Below are 18,609 nucleotides of genomic sequence, written 5' to 3' on the forward strand. Positions count from 1 at the left end.
TGAAAGTCGGTAAGTGTTAAGCAACCATTAACATTTATTTTGGGATAATTCCGAAGGAAATATTTTCCAGCTCAGCTACCGGTTGGATTATAAATATTTTTACTCCATCAATTAGATCCAGGTATTACTGACGTAAAATTAAGCGTCATGTTTACGTGTGCTGATGAGATTTGTCCTGGTACAGGACCAGATTTATAAATAAAGAAAACGGCAGCACAAATGCCCTGCCTCAGCATAAATGAGGCAGGGCATTTGTTAACTGGATTGAATAGCAAGTTTTTTGCTGATGTGAATCATTTTTACCACACAAAAGATGTTTTTCCTCGGCAGAAAACATCAAAAAAAAATGGTGCGGATAATCAGACCCTGAAAGCTTTATAGGATGATCTTCCTTTTCTCTGGTAAGTACCAGGTAGAGCCATTAATCAAAAAAAGAACGGTATTACGGGCCTTAACGATTGTCAGAGTTAGAGGGATAATGATAAACGCTGCGACTAATATCCAGCAGGCGGCAGCTGCGGCGTGTGCCGATATCAAAGGTGCTCTGCAGGAAGTTCACCGCCTGACGCTTTTCGTTAGTTGTGAAGAAGTTCTTAAGTACGCTTTGTAGCATCTCCTTGTCTGTGCTTAATATCTGCAGCTCACGGGTCATCAACTGCAGTTTGTCCTCCAACTCTTTGATTCTTCTACCTTCTTCTGATGATAGCCCGGAGAATTTCTTCTTCCAGCTGTAGAAGGTCGCTTCAGAGATGCCTAACTCTTCACAAATCTCCCTTACCTTCACTCCTGATTCAGAAGCTTTAATGGCATTGGTGATTTGCTCTTCGCTATATCGTGACTTTCTCATAAATGCTCTTACCTTTCTAATCAATTAATGGATGAGAATAACTGTATTAATCCCCGGCACTGCAAAAAGGAGTTTTAATACAGTATTAAAGTGCGCGATTTGAATTGCGAAGGTTAAATTAAGATATTTGGAATAAATATCATCATGGGATAAATCTTATTTTATTCGCTTCCGGTTTCCACACCTTCCTGAATGGGTGTTTTTGATATAAATTCGTCTCATCCCAAAGGAAGAAAATTTCAACGCACATAGTGATTTCAGCATAACCTCCTTGCAAATTTCGCAGGATATGCCAGGCGTCGCCGCTTCGTTTAAAAAGAAAAATCGTTTACACGAGGGTGTTTTTTTCGCCAAATATAATCAGAGTTTTCCTGAAAATAATCTCTGAATTCAGCTTTGATTCTCAATTTTTCGGACCAGTCAGGTTTGAAGTATTTAATTACCGTCAGGTCCATTGTGTACTTGTTAATTCTATACAGGGACATGCACCGCAGGCTGTAGTAGTGAGTAATACAAAGGATGAGTCAATGAAACTTAGCGTAATGTCCAATGCCGCCTGGATGATGTCGGAGAAGATCGTCTCAGTGTTTGGCGTCATTTTCGTGACCTCCTACGTGGCGAAATCTTTTGGGCCAACTGTGTTTGGTCAAATGGCGTTTTCCACCTCACTCTTCTCAATGGTCCAGACCGTTGCGATTTTCGGTACCGAAACCATTCTGTTTAAACGCATCAGCAAAAACGCGCCCAAAGGGCTGCGGCTGATGACGATCGCACGCACCTTACGTATGGTACTTCTGTTGCTCACCTCAGCGCCGGTGCTGGCCTGGGTCTGGTTCAACATGCAGGAAAATTTTCTGGCGTTTGCGCTGGCCTCATTTGTGGCCTCGGTGTTCGTCACGCAGGATACCTTCAGCGTTTACAACAATGCGCGCCTGGCATCGCGTCTGAATACCATTGCTAACTCCATCGGCATGGTGCTGAGTTTTACGATCAGTTTTACCATCGCCTGGTTCCGTCTTAATCCGCTGTGGCTGACACTCTCCATCGTGGCCGTGACGCTGGTGCCTTATGTCATCAAGCGCTACAACTTCTACCGTGATAATCAGGATATCGCCCCGCCGCAGGAGAAACGCAGCGCTTATTTCCGTTATCTGATGTATGCCGGTCTGCCGCTGGCCATCTCCAGTATTTTTATCTCGGTTCAGGTAAAGGCGGCACAGATGTTTTTAGCGGGCGTCGGATCAGCGCGCGATCTCGGCCTGTTTGCCGCTGCCAATACTATTGCAGCCTCGTGGATTTTTATTCCCGTGGCGATCATCACTTCCTGCTTTACTGAAATTTTCAGAGAGCGTGGCGAAGTGGCCATAAAGCTGGCGGCGCGGCTGAATGGTTATGTCATGGGAGTTTCATTAGTGATGCTGCTCTTCATTGCGTTTTATGGAGAAGAGCTTGTCATTGCGTTATACGGCCAGGAGTACACACAGTCAGGAAGTCTCATTACGTTGCTGTCGATAGCAACCTGCTTTTCGGCAATGGGTACCGTAGCGTATCGCTACATGGTGAAAGAAGGGGGGTTTAACTATCTGCTGAAGAAAATCATTTGCCTGATGCTCATTAGTTTGCCGCTCTCCTGGTGGTTGATCCAGGGCTACGGCATCATGGGTGCTGCATGGAGTGTTTTTCTCTCAGAGCTGCTATCCCTTACCGTAATGAACTACTTCTTCAAAAACGGCGTCATTCAAAAAATTCAGGTTTCCTCACTCAACTACAAAACCTACAAATGAGGTCAGATATGCTTAAGTTGAAAGAAGAACTCAGAAGAAGCGTACAGTATTTTATCAAAAAGATGCCCTGGTCATACCAGGACCGCATCTACTACTTTCACAAGTTTAAAAAGCTGCCCAATCTGCGTCAGCCGAAAGTGTTTAATGAAAAAGTCCTGTATCGTAAATTCGTGTTCGGTGATTACCAGAGCTATGGTCGCTTGTCCGACAAATATATGGTGCGCGAGTACATTGCGGACAAAGTGGGAGAGGAGTACCTGATCCCGCTGGTATACGAAACTACCGATCCCGCGACGTTAAACACGTTGCCCGCCTGGAAGAATACGGTGATTAAGCCGAATCACGGCTCCAACATGGTAGAAATTCTGCTGGAAGAGCCGGATGCGCTGAAAAAACAGCAGATCATCAACAACTGTTACACCTGGTTGAAGACCGATTTCGCTAACGAAGCGCGGGAAATTCACTATCGCTATATTAAACCGCGCATTCTGGTGGAGCAGTACATTGGCGACGGCAAAAGCGCGCCGGTGGACTACAAGTTCCATATGTTCAACAAGCGCGACGGCAATTTTGAGTACGTGCTCCAGGTTATCTACAATCGCAGCAATCCTGCGCTGTCGATGAACTTTTACGTCAATAACCTGAGTGAAGCCTTCCACAAAATTCGTGATACCGGGCTCGATATCACTCCGCAGCTGGCCTCACTGCAGCACGCGCTGGAGCTCAGCAAAAAGCTGGCCAGCGACTTCGACTATGTGCGGGTTGACTGGTATATCCATGAAGAGCGGATCTATTTCGGCGAACTGACCTTTACCCCTGGCGCGGGCCTGGTAACCGGTCTCGATCGCGGGCTTAATCAGTTAATGGGAGATATGTGGATTCAGGATCGCCGCGGAACGCAGAGACCGGGTGTGACAGTTCAGGATGTGAATATTCCGGCTATGTTGAAGAAAATTTGACGATACACAGCAATATAAAAAACCCCGCCATGCGGGGTTTTTTATTGCCGAAAATCAGGGCATGGGCCAGCTGGCAGGAGCCTGATTCAGCACCTCAATACATACGTTTTTGGTTATCTCCATGAAGTTATGCAGATGCTCCATGCTCAGCGAGATGCCCAACAGACCGGTGACAAACCAGCACGACATTCCCAGACCCACGCCGCTGAACAGGAAAGCCATAACGTGGTGGCGAGTTTGCCGACATTTAATTTTCAGGCTACTGGCGAGAAACATCATAACAGCGCTCAGCAACTCCCAGCGCATAACGAGAAAACCGGCAGTAAAAGTAGTCATCGGTATCGGACCTCAAAGCTGAAACATCCCTGACACTTTTCAGGGCGCAGTCACCCACGCATGAAAGCGAGCAAGCCTTTCACGGTGTTAACTGACAGATTAATAGTGTGATAAGGATCACATTATATCATCCTGCGTCGCGCTTTGAACAAATTTTGATCGTGGTATGGTAGAAAAATTTTTATCGACGGGGAAAAGGGGAAAGCGGGAGAAAACAGGGGGAGCGCCCCGGGGGGGCGCGCAGAAGGTCAGCGAACCGGGCAATACTCGCCCGGGGTACGCGGACTAAAACCGGTCATGTTTTCGCCACAATCAAAGTTGACCCGGCGCGGACGCTGTATCGCCTGACGACGCATGGCATTGCGCCAGGCGGTGGGCGTTTGCGCGTACTGACGCCGGAACACGCGGGAAAAAGTTTGCTGTGAATCGTAGCCATACTCCATGGCAATATCGAATACCGGGCGCTGCGTCTGGCGTAACGCTTCGGCAGCCAGCGTCAGGCGACGTTCGCGAATGTAGCCGCCCAGCGTCTGCTTCGTCACGGTACGAAACATACGTTGCAGGTGCCATTTGGAGTAACCCGATTTCGCCGCCACTTCATCGATCGATAAGCTTTTATCCAGATTCTGGTCAATCCACTGGGTTAAAGAATGAATTATTTCCTGGTGCATCATAGCCTCATCCTTCTGTCATTGACGCTGTTACGTCGGGTGGGATTCGTGGTTTTGATGGGAAGCAAGTATAATTCCTCAAGTTAACTTGAGGTAAAGAGCCAAATGAAAAAAGATCGCAACTACCCGAAACCGGTGCTGACGCCGGGAGAAGTGGCAAAGCGTAGCGGTGTCGCGGTATCGGCCCTGCATTTTTATGAAGCGAAAGGCCTGATCTCCAGCACACGTAATGCCGGTAACCAGCGACGCTACAGCCGTGATGTCCTCCGTCGGGTTGCCATTATTAAAATCGCCCAGCGTATTGGCATCCCGCTGGCCACAGTCAGCGACAGCCTGATGCATGTGCCTGCTAATAAGCGCATGTCGGCACAGGAGTGGAACGCCCTGACGCAGCACTGGCGTGAAGAACTGGATAAGCGTATTGAGACCCTGACGCGGCTGCGCAACGATCTGGATGGTTGCATCGGTTGCGGCTGTCTGTCGATGCGCGATTGCCCGCTACGCAACCCCGGCGATCGGCTGGCCCAGCAGGGGTCAGGGGCGGTACTGCTGGATCCGGAACATCACGAAGCCGCGGACAAAGATCGTTAAGCGAGACACAGTCGCCGACGCTGTGCTGGCTATACTGCTGTAAGCGCCATCACAGGGAGCCGCTATGATCACTGTCCACCATCTTGAAAACTCCCGCTCACACCGGGTGCTGTGGCTGCTGGAAGAGCTGGAAGTGCCCTATCAGATTAAACGTTACGCGCGGGAAAAGAGCATGATGGCGCCTGAGGCACTGAAACGTATTCATCCGCTCGGCAAAGCCCCGGTTATTACCGATGGCGATCGCGTTATCGCCGAATCGGGGGCGATTCTGGAATATCTGGAAGCGACCTGTGACGAACAGCATCGGCTGCAACTGACGGATGATGTCGCACGGTTGCAGTCGCGTTACTGGTTGCACTATGCCGAAGGCTCGCTGATGCCGCTGTTGCTGATGAAGCTGGTGTTCAGCCGCCTGGGCAAATCGCCGGTTCCCTGGCTGTTGCGGCCTGCAGGGGAAGTACTCGGCAAAGGGATTCAGCGCGCCTGGATCGACAAGCAACTGGTCCCGCATAAACAGATGATCGAAAACCATCTCGCCACGCAGCCCTGGTTTGCCGGGCAGCGTTTCTCCATTGCCGATATCCAGATGAGTTTCCCGCTGCTGGCATTAACCCTGCGCGGCGGCCTGGACAGAATGCCTGCCACGCAGCAATGGCTACAAAAAGTACAGGCGCGCGCTGCCTGGCAACGGGCTATTGCGCAAGGCGGGCCGATCGATCTGGCAGAATAAAGTCCCCCAGATAAGGCGCGCAGGGCATTCTTTCACTTATCCTGCCGCCTGCCGCCTGCCGCCTGCCGCCTGCCGCCTGCCGCCTGCCGCCTGCCGCCTGCCGCCTGCCGCCTGCCGCCTGCCGCCTGCCGCCTGCTGTGCCGCGCATCCTGCTGTGGTCAGCAGTGAAAAGTCATTACGGAGCAGCAGGATAGGGGCGTTTATCCTGATTGCGCGTTAAACCACAGCGAAAAATCTGCCGCTGAAAATCAGATAATCGTTTGCCTTGCCGGAGGAGTCTGTACAATACGCCCGTTTTAGCGCGCAGGTAAACGTTTGCCTGCTGTGGATGCGCTGACTTTCGCGCGCACAGCACGCCACCCGACGCGTATGCAGACTGAAGCCGCCCTGTGGCTCACTAACCTAAAAAATTTTTCAGAGGCTTTTTTATGTCTAACGAATCTCGCCCGGCCAGTGGAAAACTGGACGCCTGGTTCAACATCTCGGCACGCGGCAGCAGCCTGCGCCAGGAAGTGATTGCGGGACTAACCACCTTCCTGGCGATGGTTTATTCCGTGATTGTTGTGCCCGGCATGCTGAGCAAGGCGGGTTTCTCGCCCGCAGCGGTGTTTGTGGCAACCTGCCTGGTGGCCAGCTTTGGCTCCATCATTATGGGACTGTGGGCTAACCTGCCGCTGGCGATTGGTTGCGCCATCTCCCTGACCGCGTTTACGGCGTTCAGCCTGGTGCTGGGGCAACAGATCAGCGTGCCGGTTGCGCTGGGAGCGGTATTCCTGATGGGGCTGCTGTTCACCTTTATTTCCGTCACCGGCATCCGGGCGTGGATCCTGCGTAACCTGCCGATGGGCGTAGCGCACGGGACCGGTATCGGTATCGGCCTGTTTTTACTGCTGATTGCAGCAGACGGCATCAATCTGGTGGTTAAAAATCCGGCGCCGGGCTTGCCGGTAGCGCTGGGCGATTTCACCTCATTTCCGGTCATGATGGCGCTGGCGGGTCTGGCGGCGATATTTGGCCTGGAAAAACGACGCGTACCGGGCGGCATTCTGTTGACCATTATTATTATCTCCGTGCTGGGGCTGATTTTTGACCCTGCGGTGCGCTATCAGGGACTGTTTGCTATGCCGAGCCTGCATGATGCCAATGGACAATCGCAGCTGTTCAGTCTGGATATTATGGGCGCTCTGAAGCCGGCGGTACTGCCCAGCGTGCTGGCGCTGGTGATGACGGCGGTGTTTGACGCTACCGGTACTATCCGTGCGGTGGCAGGCCAGGCGAATCTGTTGGATAAAGACAATCAGATTATCAATGGCGGGCGCGCTTTAACCACCGACTCTGTCAGCAGCCTGTTTGCCGGTCTGGTCGGGGCGGCACCGGCAGCGGTGTATATCGAATCAGCGGCGGGTACGGCTGCTGGCGGGAAAACCGGTCTGACAGCCATCGTGGTTGGCCTGATGTTTCTGCTGATTCTGTTTATGTCTCCGCTGGCTTATCTGGTGCCCGCCTATGCCACGGCTCCGGCCCTGATGTATGTGGGGCTGCTGATGCTGAGCAACGTGGCAAAAATCGACTTCAGCGACTTTGTCGATGCGATGGCGGGGCTGTTGACGGCGGTGTTTATTGTGCTCACCTGCAACATCGTCACCGGCATCATGCTGGGTTTCGGCGCGCTTGTGATTGGCCGTCTGTTCGCCGGCGAATGGCGCAAGCTGAACGTTGGCACCGTGTTGATTGCCATTGCGCTGATCGTTTTCTATGCGGGTGGCTGGGCCATTTAATCCTTTGCCGGGTGGCGCAGTTCACCTGGCAACTGCTTTTTGTCCCCCTGACCGATATCTGGTCGCATCTGTTCATCGTTTTGCTTTACACTTTCCTCTGTGATTTTTGTCTTAATGATAACCAGGCTGTATCCCGTCACCCGGCAGGATGCTGACGCGAACCGCCAGCTGTATGCATGACCTGCAGGTGACATAGCCTAAACACCTAAGGAAAGCATGGAAATCTTCTTTACCATCCTCATAATGACCCTGGTGGTGTCGCTCTCAGGTGTCGCTGCACGTATTCTTCCTTTTCAAATCCCGCTTCCCCTGGTACAGATCGCCATCGGGGCCATGCTCGCCTGGCCGACATTTGGCCTGCATGTTGATTTCGATCCGGAGTTGTTCCTGGTGCTGTTTATTCCGCCGCTGCTGTTTGCGGACGGTTGGAAAACCCCTATCAGTGAGTTTCTGCACCACGGACGTGAAATCCTCGGGCTGGCGCTGGTACTGGTGCTGATCACCGTGGTCGGGATTGGATATCTGATCCACTGGCTGGTACCGGGCATCCCACTGTTGCCGGCCTTTGCACTGGCGGCGGTATTGTCACCCACCGATGCTGTGGCGCTTTCCGGCATCGTCGGGGAAGGGCGCATCCCGAAAAAAATCATGTCGATCCTTCAGGGCGAAGCGCTGATGAACGACGCATCCGGTCTGGTATCGCTGAAGTTTGCCGTGGCGGTGACGCTGGGCACCATGGTCTTTACCTGGGGCGGAGCCAGTGTAGAGTTTCTGAAGGTTGCGCTGGGCGGTCTGGTGGCCGGTGTCGCCCTCTGCTGGCTCTATGGCCGTTCTCTGCGTCTGCTCAGCCGCTGGAGCGGCGACGATCCGGCAACACAAACCGTGCTGATGTTGCTGCTGCCGTTTGCCTCTTACCTGATCGCGGAACACCTTGGCGTATCCGGCATTCTGGCTGCGGTGGCCGCCGGTATGACCATCACCCGTTCAGGTATTCTGCGTCAGGCACCGCTGGCAATGCGTCTGCGCGCCAACAGCGTCTGGCAGATGCTGGAGTTTGTGTTTAACGGCATGGTGTTCCTGATGCTGGGGCTGCAGCTGCCGGGCATTATGGAAACCTCGATTGCCGAAGCCAATGCCGATCCCAATGTTGAACTCTGGATGCTGTTTACCGACGTTGTGCTGATCTATGGCGCGCTGATGGTGGTGCGTTTTGGCTGGTTGCTGATCATGAAGCGCTTCAGTCTGCGCTTTTTAAAAAAGCGTCCGCTGGAGTTTGCCAACTACTCGCTGCGTGAGCTGCTGATCGCCTCCTTTGCGGGCGTGCGTGGCGCCATTACTCTGGCGGGTGTGTTGTCGATTCCGCTGTTGCTCGCCAATGGCAATCCTTTCCCGGCACGTTATGAACTGATATTCCTCGCTACCGGCGTTATTCTCTTTTCGCTGTTTGTGGGGGTGATTCTGCTGCCAATCCTGTTGCACGGCATTGATGGTATCGATAAAACCAGCCATCGTCGTGAGATACAGAGCGCGCGTGCGGCGATGGCGGGCGTGGCGATTGAGAGCCTGCACAAAATGGAAGAACGGCTGGGGAAAGACAGCGAAGAAAATCTCGATCCGGAGCTGCTGAAAGAGGTCAGCCTTCGCGTGATCGGTAATCTGCGTCGGCGCGTGGACGGTAAGAGTGACATGGAACAGGCGCTGATGGCGGAAAATCTGGAGCGTCGTTTCCGTCTGACGGCGCTACGCGCCGAGCGTGCTGAGGTCTATCATCTGCGTGCGACGCAGCAGATCTCCAACGAGGCCATGCAGAAGTTGCTGCGTGACCTCGACCTGCTCGAAGCGCTGCTGGTTGAAAAAGATGAGTAACAATGTCTGCCGGTGCCAGCAAGGCACCGGTATTTTTTTAGCCCTCAATCACCGGACAGGTGATATCCGCGACCACACTGGCAGGCTCGGCCAGATAATCCATCACCGCTTTATCCACACAACTATCGACACCTTCTAAGGCCAGCGTATGACCATCCCCTTCCCGGGTAAGCAGCGGGCTGCGAAACAGCGCCGCCATGCGGAGCGCATTCAGCCAGGGTGTGGTGGGATCGTGGCGCTGCGCCACAAACAACAGGTGAGGCAGCGCGGCGCTGACCTGCGGCTGGCGCATTTTATCCAGTCCATTGGACGGCCATCCCTGACAACTGTCCGTCTCGTCCAGCCCGGGTCGGTAACGCGTAAATTTTCCCGGCGTCTGCATATAAGAGAACAGCCAGGGCCACTTCTGCGCATCGAACAGCGCCAGATTACTGTCCAGGCAATTTATCGCCACCAGCGCATCCTCCTCTTCCGTACCAGGTTGCGGCCGTAAAAGTGTCTCAACGCTATTATCGATGGTGCGTGAGGCTATTTTGGTAATGGCTTCTGCCAGCGCTTTCCATTCTTCAGGCCACAGCAATTTTTCATACATCAACGAAATCAGGCTTCCCGCATCGATTATTTCACCGCTGGATGATGTTAAATGCCAGGCATCCACATCGGCTAAAATCTTTTGCATTTTCGCCGTGGCTTTCTGGGGGTTCGCCGGTAAAGGGCAGGTATTATTGATGGCGCACCAGACAGCAAAACGCTCAAATGTTTGCTGATAGCTGAGATTTTGTTTCATACGCTGGCTGAAATAATCTTCGCTGGTATCAACAACCCCGTCCAGCACCAGCGCACGTACATGTTCAGGAAAGCGTTCAGCATACCAGGCGGCGACTTTTGTACCATACGAATAACTGACGGCGGTCAGTTTTTCCTCCCCAAGGGCGATACGTAATCGATTCAGATCGTTAATCGCTTCATGGGTGCCCATCCAGGGCAAAATGTTTTCCCCCGTCTGCCGCTGGCAATTCTCCAGAAAGGTGGCCGTGCTGTTTGCTTCGTCGGGCTGACAGTTAATACGGGGTGTAGAAAGGCCCACGCCGCGCGGATCGTAAGAGATTAAGTCATAATGCTGGCGCAGACGCGCCAGTCGCTCTGTATAGTAGGCGGGATTGATGCCCGGCTGTCCCGGTCCACCCGCAATAAAAACAATACTCCCTTTTTTCTTTTCTGTTGCTGGCAGGCGCGAAACAAAAATATGCACATTCTCTTTATTATTTTTTGCCGGGCGAACATTATCGTTATCATAAATTAACGGCACCTTAAGTTGCATACAGGTTAAAGCGCTGTTGACCGGAGTGTCGTTGAAGCGTGACTTGAATTCAGGCGCGCTGCAGCTATTCCAGTGATAAATTTTGCTCATTCTGTTTGGTATTGCATAAGCCGGAGAAAGCAATAACAGTAAGCCGATAGCAGAGATAAACTCCCTTTTTTTCATCATTATCTCCTGATACAGAAAAACAGCAGTGCACTTTTCTGCTAACAGGCAGAAAAGCGTCATGTTATTACAGGATGAAAATAGCCATTCACTTGCGGGCAGGATAGTATTCCGCGTCTGCCAGTGCTGTCAATCTATACAGACTAAACAGAAAAAGAGAATTTCCGTTTATGCGCGAATTATTATCTTTTAATTAACTTATGCCGGGAAGTAACCATAAATATAACCGTATTATTATTAAATTATCACCGCGCCTTCTGGCGGCGATAATTATTGCTGCCGGGTTGTTAACATGTTTCCGACGGGCTAAAGGCTGAGTGTGGGAACCTCACCCGGATAATATTCGCGACAGCAGGCAATCCACGCCTGAGCGCTGCGTGATAAATAACTGCCTGCCCGCCAGATTAAAGCCAGATTCCACATCAGATCCGACTCCAGCGGTAGCCAGAGTAAGGACTGTTTATCCAGCCGCTGGCAGATCGGCTCCGGCAGGATCGCCAGCCCCATTCCGGACTGCACCATCGCCGCGAGAAAGTCCCACTGGCCGCTGCGTACCGCAATCGCCGGTGTCAGGTTAAACTGCTGAAATGCCTTGATCAGCTGGCGATTCAGGGAAAACTCTTCATTGAAAATCAGCAGGGGATGGGTTGCCAGCTCCATCAGCGTCATGCTGCTCCGGTTCAGCCAGGGCGCGCTGCGCGGCAGCAGTACGCAGAGAGGATGTTGCATCAGCGGCAGGGTATTCAACGGCAGGTCGGGATCGACCGGCAGTGCCGTTAAGGCGATATCCAGACTGCCATCCAGCACCGCCTGTTGCACCGTCAGACCGCCAGATTCAACAATTTTCAGGGCGACGCCGGGATAGCGTTGACGAAAAGCGGAGATGGTGCCCGCAATCTGCATGCCCACCATCGGTGGGATCCCCAGCCGTAATTCGCCGGTTTTCAGCTGATTAATATCGCCCAGCTCCGCTTCGAGCTGATGGAACTCCTGGAGAATAATAAGGCCGCGCTGGTAGAGTGCCGCGCCGCTGTCGGTGAGATGCAGCTTGCGACCATCACGCAGCAGCAGGGTGCAGCCCAGCTCCTCTTCCAGCTGGCGCAGCATCTTACTGATGGTAGGTTGCGTAACGTAGAGCTTTTCTGCGGCGCGGGTAAAACTCTGCTGGCGCACCACTTCGGTAAAATAACGCAAAGCACGAACGTCCATAAACTATTCCTGAATGGCATGAATCAGATAATTTTAATTCATTTCTTTCACCTTCTGCCTGCGTTTTATACTTCTGCTCTGTATTAAGAAGGAGAAAAAGAAAATGGCGTTAACGCTCAGCGTACGGCGCACAGACAAGTCGCACCTGCTTTGGTTGCCGCTACAGCTGCTGTTTTACGTGGGGCTGTTTCTGGTTTCAGATCAGCTGGTGAGCAAACTACATTTACCGCTGCCTGCCAATATCGTGGGTCTGGTACTGCTGCTGCTGTTAATCATGACGCGTATCGTCCCGGTGAAATGGGTACGTAGCGGCGCAAACTGGCTGCTGGGAGAAATGCTGCTGTTTTTTATCCCGGCGGTGGTGGCGGTGGTGAACTATGGCGACCTGCTGCGTCTGGAAGGCTGGCGTATCGGCCTGGTGATCGCCATCAGTACGTTACTGGTACTGGCTTCTACCGCGCTGGTGGTGGATCGGGTGTATCAGTTCGAAGTCGCGCGTGCGGCGCGTAAGCAGGCGCGGGATGAATGATTTCGCGATCAGCCTGATCTGTTTTGCCATTACGCTGCTGATCTACTATCTCAACAAACAGCTCTACCGGCGCTGGCGTAAGCTGCTGCTGATGCCGCTGCTACTGACGCCGCTGGTGCTGGTGGCGTTGTTGTTGCTTACCCATGTCACCTGGCAGGATTACATTGCCGAAAGCCACTGGCTGCTCTGGTTACTCGGCCCCGCGACTCTGGCCTTTGCCGTGCCGGTATATGAAAACATGGTGATTATCCGCCGTCACTGGCTCTCCCTGAGTGCCGGCGTAGTGACCGCGACGCTGGTGGCGGTCTGCAGCTCTGTCTGGCTGGCGCGCCTGCTGGCGCTGCCGGAGGCGATCCAGCGTAGTCTGGCATTACGCTCCATTACGACGCCTTTTGCGCTGGCCGCGGCAAAACAGATAGACGGGCAGCCCGACCTGGTGGCGTTGTTTGTGGTGGTGACCGGCGTATTCGGGATGGCGGTCGGGGATCTGCTGTTTCTGCGCCTCGCGATTAAGCAGGGAGTCGCGAAAGGCGCAGGGCTGGGAGCCGCCTCACACGGCGCGGGCACGGCACGCGCTTATCAGCTGGGCGCGCAGGAAGGGGTGGTAGCCAGTCTGGTCATGATGCTCTCGGGGGTAGTTACGGTGATACTGGCTCCGGTAATGGGACATCTGCTGTGGGCGGTCGCCTGACCGTGCTATGCAGGCGCCAGAGCGGTGAATATTATCTCTTTTTACGTAAAGCTTGTCGAATCAGGTTGTTTCGCTGCCGCAGGCTGTTTACCCTTTGCGCCGCAATGATTGTTTTTGATGGAGCGGAATTATGTTTAAGCAAGCTGTAATGGGAAGTGCATTAGGAATGCTACTGCTGAGCGGCGCGGCGCAGGCGATTGAGGGCAGTGTTGACGTGGGTGAGCATAGCACCAACCTCAACCTTGGCCTCGGTACCACGTCGCCGGGTCTGTTTTTGAAAGGTAACTGGCTGCGCAGCGATCATGATGGCAGCACTTATGGCCTTGGACTGGGTTATAACATTGATGTTGGTTCGCTGCGCATTGCGCCTGCGGCGAAAGCGATGTTTACCCATCCGGAAGCAGGGAAAGACGGTTTTGCCGTCGCAGTGGGTGGCGGTGCGCAGTACAACTTTAACACCATGTGGAGCCTGTACGGTGAGTATTACTATGCACCAGAATCTTTCTCCGATCACCTCGACAGCTATCAGGAAGCCGCAGGCGGGGTCAGCTTTACGCCGATCTCACTGCTGAACCTGCGTGTGGGTTACCAGTATATTGAACTGGAAAACAAAGGTGACCGTAAAGATAACGTGCTGGTGGACGGCCCGTACGTGGGCGCATCGCTGCGCTTCTGATCGGCTACCCGTGCAAACAGGGCGACGCGAGTCGCCTTTTTTATGCGCTTTCCGGCCTCGCAGCCGAAAGCCAGCCCTTCTTTTCCTTCCTTTGTCGTCTGAGCCGCGCCTTTCTGCGTGAGGCTAAGTTTTTCGTTATCTGGAAGTTTTTAACTGGCGGTTTTGTTGTAATCGTGGCGTGACGTAAAAGTATCAATTCCGCATCTCTGGGCACATAAAAGGGAATTTATTATGCCAATTGACGCAGCGCTCTACCGCGCAAGGACCGGACATTTTCATCACTACAGCAGAGTGAACACCGGAGGATTCCGGCCAGATAATGCGCGCGGTGCTTCTGGCGCACATCCTGATCTCTGTTATGCAGAAAGGGTCAGGGAGATTGTTAACCGCCAGGAAAAAACGCCTTACGCGGCGACAGCTCCCCGGCTGAAGCTCAATACCCTGCTGAAGCTGGTAACCGGGTGCCTGTTGGTATCTGATCTGCTACAAAACGGGGCGGCGGCAGATGGCCAGGTACGATCGACCCTGACGACCGTTCCCGGCTGGCCGGATGGGCTAATCCCCCGGGCTGATGAGCTGCGGCGTAGTGAAGTCAGGCTCGTTACGCCCTTAGCTGCCAGCGCCACGCTCAGCGCACAGGGCAACAGCACTTCTGAAGTCGATATCAACGAGGCGCTGTTTCATGAATTCAAACGGCAGCACCTTCTGGCGCGTCATCAGAAATATGAGCCGGACGACAAGGCGACGTTGATCGCTGCCATGGCGCGCTACGCAGAAACCGCCGCTATGCAGAATGAAGTGCTTGGCCCCTGGCTTGTGGCAACGCTGCTTGGTCATTCTCCTGACATCGCGCTGACGCGTCTGCTGGCCAGCAACGTGACAGCGGAGCAGACCCTCACGGTGGCGGATATGCAGCGCCTGCTACAGCCTGCAGCGTTCAGGCCGTTGCTGCCGACGTCGCTCTTTCCCTGCTGGCGTGAGGCGCTCAACCAGATACTGCCCTGGCTCAATCATCCCGAGGTACAGACGCTGCCACTCTGCAGCACGGAATACGCCGCGTTATACACCGGTGCGCGCTACCTGGCGGCAGCCGGAACAGAGCTAACCACGCTCACCAGAGCGGAGGTGGCTCAACTGGGAGAAATACTGTGGGAGCTGGCAACCGCGGCGGGAGGCGTTGAGGCGGCACTGCTGCCTTTTTTCGCGCTGCCCGCGCTGTTCTGCCTGGCGCAGCGCCAGCCGGAACGCGTGCAACATCCTGAGATACCCGCCGCGTTGACAGAGGAAGCGCTGACGGTCTGTCTGCAGGCGCGTCAACAGGCCTGGGAGACGCTTGAGCGATTACGGGCCAGCATGCAGCGCTACATCGACGCAAGGCAAAGCTGGCAATCGCGCGGCGAGCTGGCGGAAACCTTTATTCATGCCTGTCACCAGATGCCATCCGGCAACAGTGCCTTGACTGCTGCGCCGCCAGACGCGACGGACAAGGAGAGGATAAAACAACGCTATCTGAACGGCTGGGAAAAGCCCTGCGCAACAGCGCCTGACATTACGTCTGAATATGAGAAACAAACGCATGCGGTAGCGGCCCACTTTGCCGAACTGGACAAACTTCTGATCCAGGGCGCGATGGAAAACCTGGAGCAGGAAGAACACGCTTTTATTCATGCACACGAGGCCATCCTTTATCCCGTAAAGGCGGTTCTGGCAGCCAGCTATAATTTTCGCAAGATGTTACCCACTGATCGCTGGTATCAGCGCAACCTCGATCTGCTTTTGGTTTCCCGCAACCACGAAGAAAGGATCTATTTACTGGCTCCGCAGGCGCAGGGCGGATATCAGCTGATACGGGTCGACCGGGAAAAGGAAAAGTACCTGCGTTATCGCATCTTTGAGATGGACGAGAAATATGAAAAAGAGTTCATCACTAACCCGGCGCGTTTAACCCTTGAGATTAAAACGCAAACTATTCCCGCTGCAACGCAGCGCAGTCAGCAGCAGCTCATTCAATACATAGACTACTTACAGGCGCAGCACCGCGATCATCTGTATCACGCGCTTTATCATCAGGGTTACGATCCCTCGACGCTGGAAAAAATATGGCGCGTGGTGAAAGCCTTTATTCCTTTTTACGAATGCATTGAGGGGACGGTTAAAAACAACGTTGCTCAGGCGGTGCCTGCCTGTCTGCTCGATCTTATCGCCTTTATTCCGGTAGCCGGACAGGCCACGTTGCTGGCCGGTAAGTTTGGAACGCGGCTGGCAACCGGACTGCAGGCGGGCAGCGGCCTGCTGCTACGGCAAGGATTGTCCCGTCCGGCCTTGCGCGCAGCGGCGGTCCGGGTGATCGCTGCCAGCCGTCTGCCCACGGTGGCTGAAATGCAATCCCTGGGGAAGAGTGTATTGCGCGCAGCCGATCCTGGCATTGAAACGGTAATTTCCCTGGGCATGACAATGAGACGTTCCCTGAGTAGCCTGATAAGCGTACTGAAACAGATAAATGACCTCCCTGCGGACAGTAAACTGGCAAAAACGTTACAGGCGGCCTTAAACCGGTTGTCCGGGGCGCCGGCACCCCTCCTCACGGGCCGGCTGGCAGACAACCAGGCACCGGTAGCAGTGAAACCGGTCGCCACCTTTCACGGAAGAGAAATTTATGTGCTGGAGGAAGCAGAGAGCGGCAATCTGGCCAGACGCCGCTACTGGCGTGATCGGCAGGGTGACCTGCAGCCCCTGAATAAGATAGAGCTGCTTCTGACCGAGGGGTTGAGCGGACGAGGCGCCCCGGTAGCGGCAAGCCGCTGGTTGCTGCAGTTGCAGGATAATCAAATTCAGGCTCTGATTATGCTGCTGCGCGATAATCCCCAGGCGATCGCTTTAACGGGCGGGCTGAATAAAATTGCCCGTATGAATCACGTGCCGGCGGAGCGCTTAATGCTGTTTATCAACGAACAGGGAGAGTTAACGCCGCTGGGATTACGAAAAGTCACTGAAGTTGGCAATATTACGCCAGGTGTCATCACACAGGTGCTTTCGCTGTCCAGGAAAAAATTCCCGGCGGGGGAAATCGCCGCGATTGCCGAGCAATATGGCATCAGTCGGGCCAGGCTGGAAAAATATATCAGCCAGCGAGGGGAGTTAACACCACTGGGGGAGGAGCTGCTGCGCGACCATGAATTTCATAAATTCAGCAGAGAAGATGCCAGAAGAATAATGACTCTTAACCGCCAGTGTCCCGAGCTGGATGCCATTAGCCTGGCGATTATTTTTAATCTGGATGCCCGAAAGGTACATTGTTATTTTCGCGCTAATGGCCGTTTAACGAAAGCGGCGATTAACCGCATGTTTTATTCCGTGAACCGCACCACCCTGTGGGAATTACTGTCAAAGGATATTGGCGAACGCACGCCAGAAAAGCTACGCCAGTACGCGACAGCTCACTCGCTGGCCCCTGATGCCTTTAGCCGCTACTTTCATGTAGATGGCGGCCCAACCGAGAAACTCAAAGCTTTTTTAAAGCTTTCGGACGACAATGCTGCACGAGCCGATCGGTTAAGCCTGCCGCAGGAAGCCGTGAAAGAGGTCGGGGACGAGCTGGAGACAGCGCCCGATTATACGGTCAGCATCAATCATCATCTCGTCCGTATTGAACTGACCGAGACGGCTGACCTGCCCACAGGGCGGGGGACGTCGCAGGAGATCACTGAAATGAAAGTCAGCATGGAGGATGCCGCATTTGTCCACCGCATCAATAATAATCTGCCGATTCTGCAGGATCCTGAAGATCCGCGTATCAGTCTGCTGATCCAGCATGAAGGGCCGCCTGAAGCGGTGAAAGTGACGCACTGGAGCAGCTTGCACCATCTGTTCCGGGCGCTGGGGCGTAAGGAAACGGCGGAAAGAAAAAACAGCATTCATCAGCAGATTCACGACTGGCTCAGGCATGAAGGGGATCTGGACAACAAGTTTACTGCGCTGATGTACACCGCGGTTCCGCTGGATGATGATGGACCGGCGCGTGGACTCAGCGTCTTTGCCCGCCAGGATATTGCGCCTTTCACCGTGCTCGGTCCCTATGCGGGCAAGCTGCATGAGAGCGAGGCGTCGTTAAATCAGGAGGCGAGGCGCGTCGGACGCGCGAAAGTTCTGACCTATTTATGGGAAACCCGGGCAGGCGCCAGAACGGTAAGCGGATTCGGCACGGGAAATATCCTGAGTCTGATTAACACGTCGAAGCTTCCGGGCGGTAAAGCCTGGCGGCACAATAACGTGGTGGCGATTCGTGCAGGCAAGAGCCTGACCTTTTATGTGGCAGCGGAAGAGATCAAAGCGGGTGAGGAGCTGCTGGTGGATTATGGCGAGACCTACAATCCGGCGGCGACAGAGATCAAGCAGGAACCGCTTTCACCGCAGCCAGGGCCTTCGCAGCGCGCCGATTAATAAAAAGGGCGACCGA

At 53.8% G+C, this 18,609-nt stretch carries 15 protein-coding genes; 10 read left to right on the top strand and 5 right to left on the bottom strand.

Going from position 1 to position 18,609, the window contains the following annotated elements; translation table 11 throughout:
- Positions 1-451: 451 nt before the first annotated feature.
- The gene (locus E0E17_RS08555; protein ID WP_130833377.1) at positions 452-847 is read right to left on the bottom strand and encodes a transposase; all 396 of its coding nucleotides are present in this window, start codon (positions 845-847) and stop codon (positions 452-454) included.
- Positions 848-1,374: 527 nt separating this feature from the next.
- On the opposite strand from E0E17_RS08555, the gene E0E17_RS08560 reads away from it, so the two are divergent.
- Together E0E17_RS08560 and E0E17_RS08565 are read left to right on the top strand one after the other, a co-directional pair.
- Positions 1,375-2,631 (top strand): MATE family efflux transporter, encoded by a 1,257-nt coding sequence (locus E0E17_RS08560; protein ID WP_130833379.1) that lies wholly within the window; start codon positions 1,375-1,377, stop codon positions 2,629-2,631.
- 8 nt (positions 2,632-2,639) lie between these two features.
- Positions 2,640-3,590 carry an ATP-grasp fold amidoligase family protein gene (locus E0E17_RS08565; RefSeq protein WP_130833381.1) on the top strand — a complete coding sequence of 317 codons (951 nt, stop codon included), beginning with the start codon at positions 2,640-2,642 and terminating at the stop codon, positions 3,588-3,590.
- A 54-nt stretch (positions 3,591-3,644) separates the two neighbouring features.
- On the opposite strand, the gene E0E17_RS08570 is transcribed toward E0E17_RS08565, so the two are convergent.
- Positions 3,645-3,926: a YjcB family protein gene (locus tag E0E17_RS08570; protein WP_130833383.1), complete on the bottom strand. Its 282-nt coding sequence runs from the start codon at positions 3,924-3,926 to the stop codon at positions 3,645-3,647.
- 248 nt (positions 3,927-4,174) lie between these two features.
- The gene (gene soxS / locus E0E17_RS08575) at positions 4,175-4,600 is read right to left on the bottom strand and encodes a superoxide response transcriptional regulator SoxS (RefSeq protein WP_130833385.1); all 426 of its coding nucleotides are present in this window, start codon (positions 4,598-4,600) and stop codon (positions 4,175-4,177) included.
- A 102-nt stretch (positions 4,601-4,702) separates the two neighbouring features.
- Here soxS and soxR point away from each other — a divergent pair, with 102 nt between their 5' ends.
- From soxR to E0E17_RS08595, 4 genes are all read left to right on the top strand, one after another.
- Positions 4,703-5,188: a redox-sensitive transcriptional activator SoxR gene (gene soxR / locus E0E17_RS08580; protein ID WP_130833387.1), complete on the top strand. Its 486-nt coding sequence runs from the start codon at positions 4,703-4,705 to the stop codon at positions 5,186-5,188.
- Between the two features lie 64 nt (positions 5,189-5,252).
- Positions 5,253-5,918, top strand: coding sequence for a glutathione S-transferase family protein (locus E0E17_RS08585; protein ID WP_130833389.1), 666 nt, complete (start codon positions 5,253-5,255; stop codon positions 5,916-5,918).
- 428 nt (positions 5,919-6,346) lie between these two features.
- A complete protein-coding gene (locus tag E0E17_RS08590; RefSeq protein WP_130833391.1) occupies positions 6,347-7,696 on the top strand; it encodes an NCS2 family permease in 1,350 nt (449 codons plus the stop codon).
- Between the two features lie 216 nt (positions 7,697-7,912).
- Positions 7,913-9,562 (top strand): Na+/H+ antiporter, encoded by a 1,650-nt coding sequence (locus E0E17_RS08595; protein ID WP_130833394.1) that lies wholly within the window; start codon positions 7,913-7,915, stop codon positions 9,560-9,562.
- Between the two features lie 37 nt (positions 9,563-9,599).
- On the opposite strand, the gene E0E17_RS08600 is transcribed toward E0E17_RS08595, so the two are convergent.
- Complete coding sequence (locus E0E17_RS08600; protein ID WP_165446217.1) at positions 9,600-11,051, bottom strand: alpha/beta hydrolase; 1,452 nt, start codon at positions 11,049-11,051, stop codon at positions 9,600-9,602.
- A gap of 303 nt (positions 11,052-11,354) precedes the next feature.
- Positions 11,355-12,257, bottom strand: coding sequence for a LysR family transcriptional regulator (locus E0E17_RS08605; RefSeq protein ID WP_130833398.1), 903 nt, complete (start codon positions 12,255-12,257; stop codon positions 11,355-11,357).
- 103 nt (positions 12,258-12,360) lie between these two features.
- Between E0E17_RS08605 and E0E17_RS08610 the strand changes: the two genes are divergently transcribed.
- The 4 genes from E0E17_RS08610 to E0E17_RS08625 all read left to right on the top strand — a co-directional run bounded on the left by E0E17_RS08610 (position 12,361) and on the right by E0E17_RS08625 (position 18,593).
- Positions 12,361-12,786, top strand: a complete 426-nt coding sequence (locus tag E0E17_RS08610; RefSeq protein ID WP_130833400.1) for a CidA/LrgA family protein — start codon at positions 12,361-12,363, stop codon at positions 12,784-12,786.
- Complete coding sequence (locus E0E17_RS08615; RefSeq protein WP_130833402.1) at positions 12,779-13,477, top strand: LrgB family protein; 699 nt, start codon at positions 12,779-12,781, stop codon at positions 13,475-13,477. The genes E0E17_RS08610 and E0E17_RS08615 overlap by 8 nt, the downstream gene beginning before the upstream one ends.
- 130 nt (positions 13,478-13,607) lie before the next feature.
- Entirely contained in the window at positions 13,608-14,153 is a 546-nt protein-coding gene (locus E0E17_RS08620) for a YfaZ family outer membrane protein (RefSeq protein WP_130833404.1), read from the top strand.
- Between the two features lie 231 nt (positions 14,154-14,384).
- Positions 14,385-18,593, top strand: coding sequence for an SET domain-containing protein-lysine N-methyltransferase (locus E0E17_RS08625; RefSeq protein ID WP_130833406.1), 4,209 nt, complete (start codon positions 14,385-14,387; stop codon positions 18,591-18,593).
- Positions 18,594-18,609: the final 16 nt, after the last annotated feature.

The organism is [Erwinia] mediterraneensis (genome assembly GCF_900604315.1).
Lineage (GTDB): Bacteria > Pseudomonadota > Gammaproteobacteria > Enterobacterales > Enterobacteriaceae > Pantoea > Pantoea mediterraneensis_A.

What these genes read in the sequence shown, in the direction of transcription:
- E0E17_RS08610 (WP_130833400.1), top strand. Translation starts at nt 12,361, where the DNA reads ATGGCGTTAACGCTCAGCGTACGGCGCACAGACAAGTCGCACCTGCTT.
- E0E17_RS08615 (WP_130833402.1), top strand. Translation starts at nt 12,779, where the DNA reads ATGAATGATTTCGCGATCAGCCTGATCTGTTTTGCCATTACGCTGCTG.
- E0E17_RS08605 (WP_130833398.1), bottom strand. Translation starts at nt 12,257, where the DNA reads ATGGACGTTCGTGCTTTGCGTTATTTTACCGAAGTGGTGCGCCAGCAG.
- soxR (WP_130833387.1), top strand. Translation starts at nt 4,703, where the DNA reads ATGAAAAAAGATCGCAACTACCCGAAACCGGTGCTGACGCCGGGAGAA.
- E0E17_RS08565 (WP_130833381.1), top strand. Translation starts at nt 2,640, where the DNA reads ATGCTTAAGTTGAAAGAAGAACTCAGAAGAAGCGTACAGTATTTTATC.
- E0E17_RS08620 (WP_130833404.1), top strand. Translation starts at nt 13,608, where the DNA reads ATGTTTAAGCAAGCTGTAATGGGAAGTGCATTAGGAATGCTACTGCTG.
- E0E17_RS08590 (WP_130833391.1), top strand. Translation starts at nt 6,347, where the DNA reads ATGTCTAACGAATCTCGCCCGGCCAGTGGAAAACTGGACGCCTGGTTC.
- E0E17_RS08625 (WP_130833406.1), top strand. Translation starts at nt 14,385, where the DNA reads ATGCCAATTGACGCAGCGCTCTACCGCGCAAGGACCGGACATTTTCAT.
- E0E17_RS08595 (WP_130833394.1), top strand. Translation starts at nt 7,913, where the DNA reads ATGGAAATCTTCTTTACCATCCTCATAATGACCCTGGTGGTGTCGCTC.
- E0E17_RS08555 (WP_130833377.1), bottom strand. Translation starts at nt 847, where the DNA reads ATGAGAAAGTCACGATATAGCGAAGAGCAAATCACCAATGCCATTAAA.
- E0E17_RS08560 (WP_130833379.1), top strand. Translation starts at nt 1,375, where the DNA reads ATGAAACTTAGCGTAATGTCCAATGCCGCCTGGATGATGTCGGAGAAG.
- soxS (WP_130833385.1), bottom strand. Translation starts at nt 4,600, where the DNA reads ATGATGCACCAGGAAATAATTCATTCTTTAACCCAGTGGATTGACCAG.
- E0E17_RS08585 (WP_130833389.1), top strand. Translation starts at nt 5,253, where the DNA reads ATGATCACTGTCCACCATCTTGAAAACTCCCGCTCACACCGGGTGCTG.
- E0E17_RS08570 (WP_130833383.1), bottom strand. Translation starts at nt 3,926, where the DNA reads ATGACTACTTTTACTGCCGGTTTTCTCGTTATGCGCTGGGAGTTGCTG.
- E0E17_RS08600 (WP_165446217.1), bottom strand. Translation starts at nt 11,051, where the DNA reads ATGATGAAAAAAAGGGAGTTTATCTCTGCTATCGGCTTACTGTTATTG.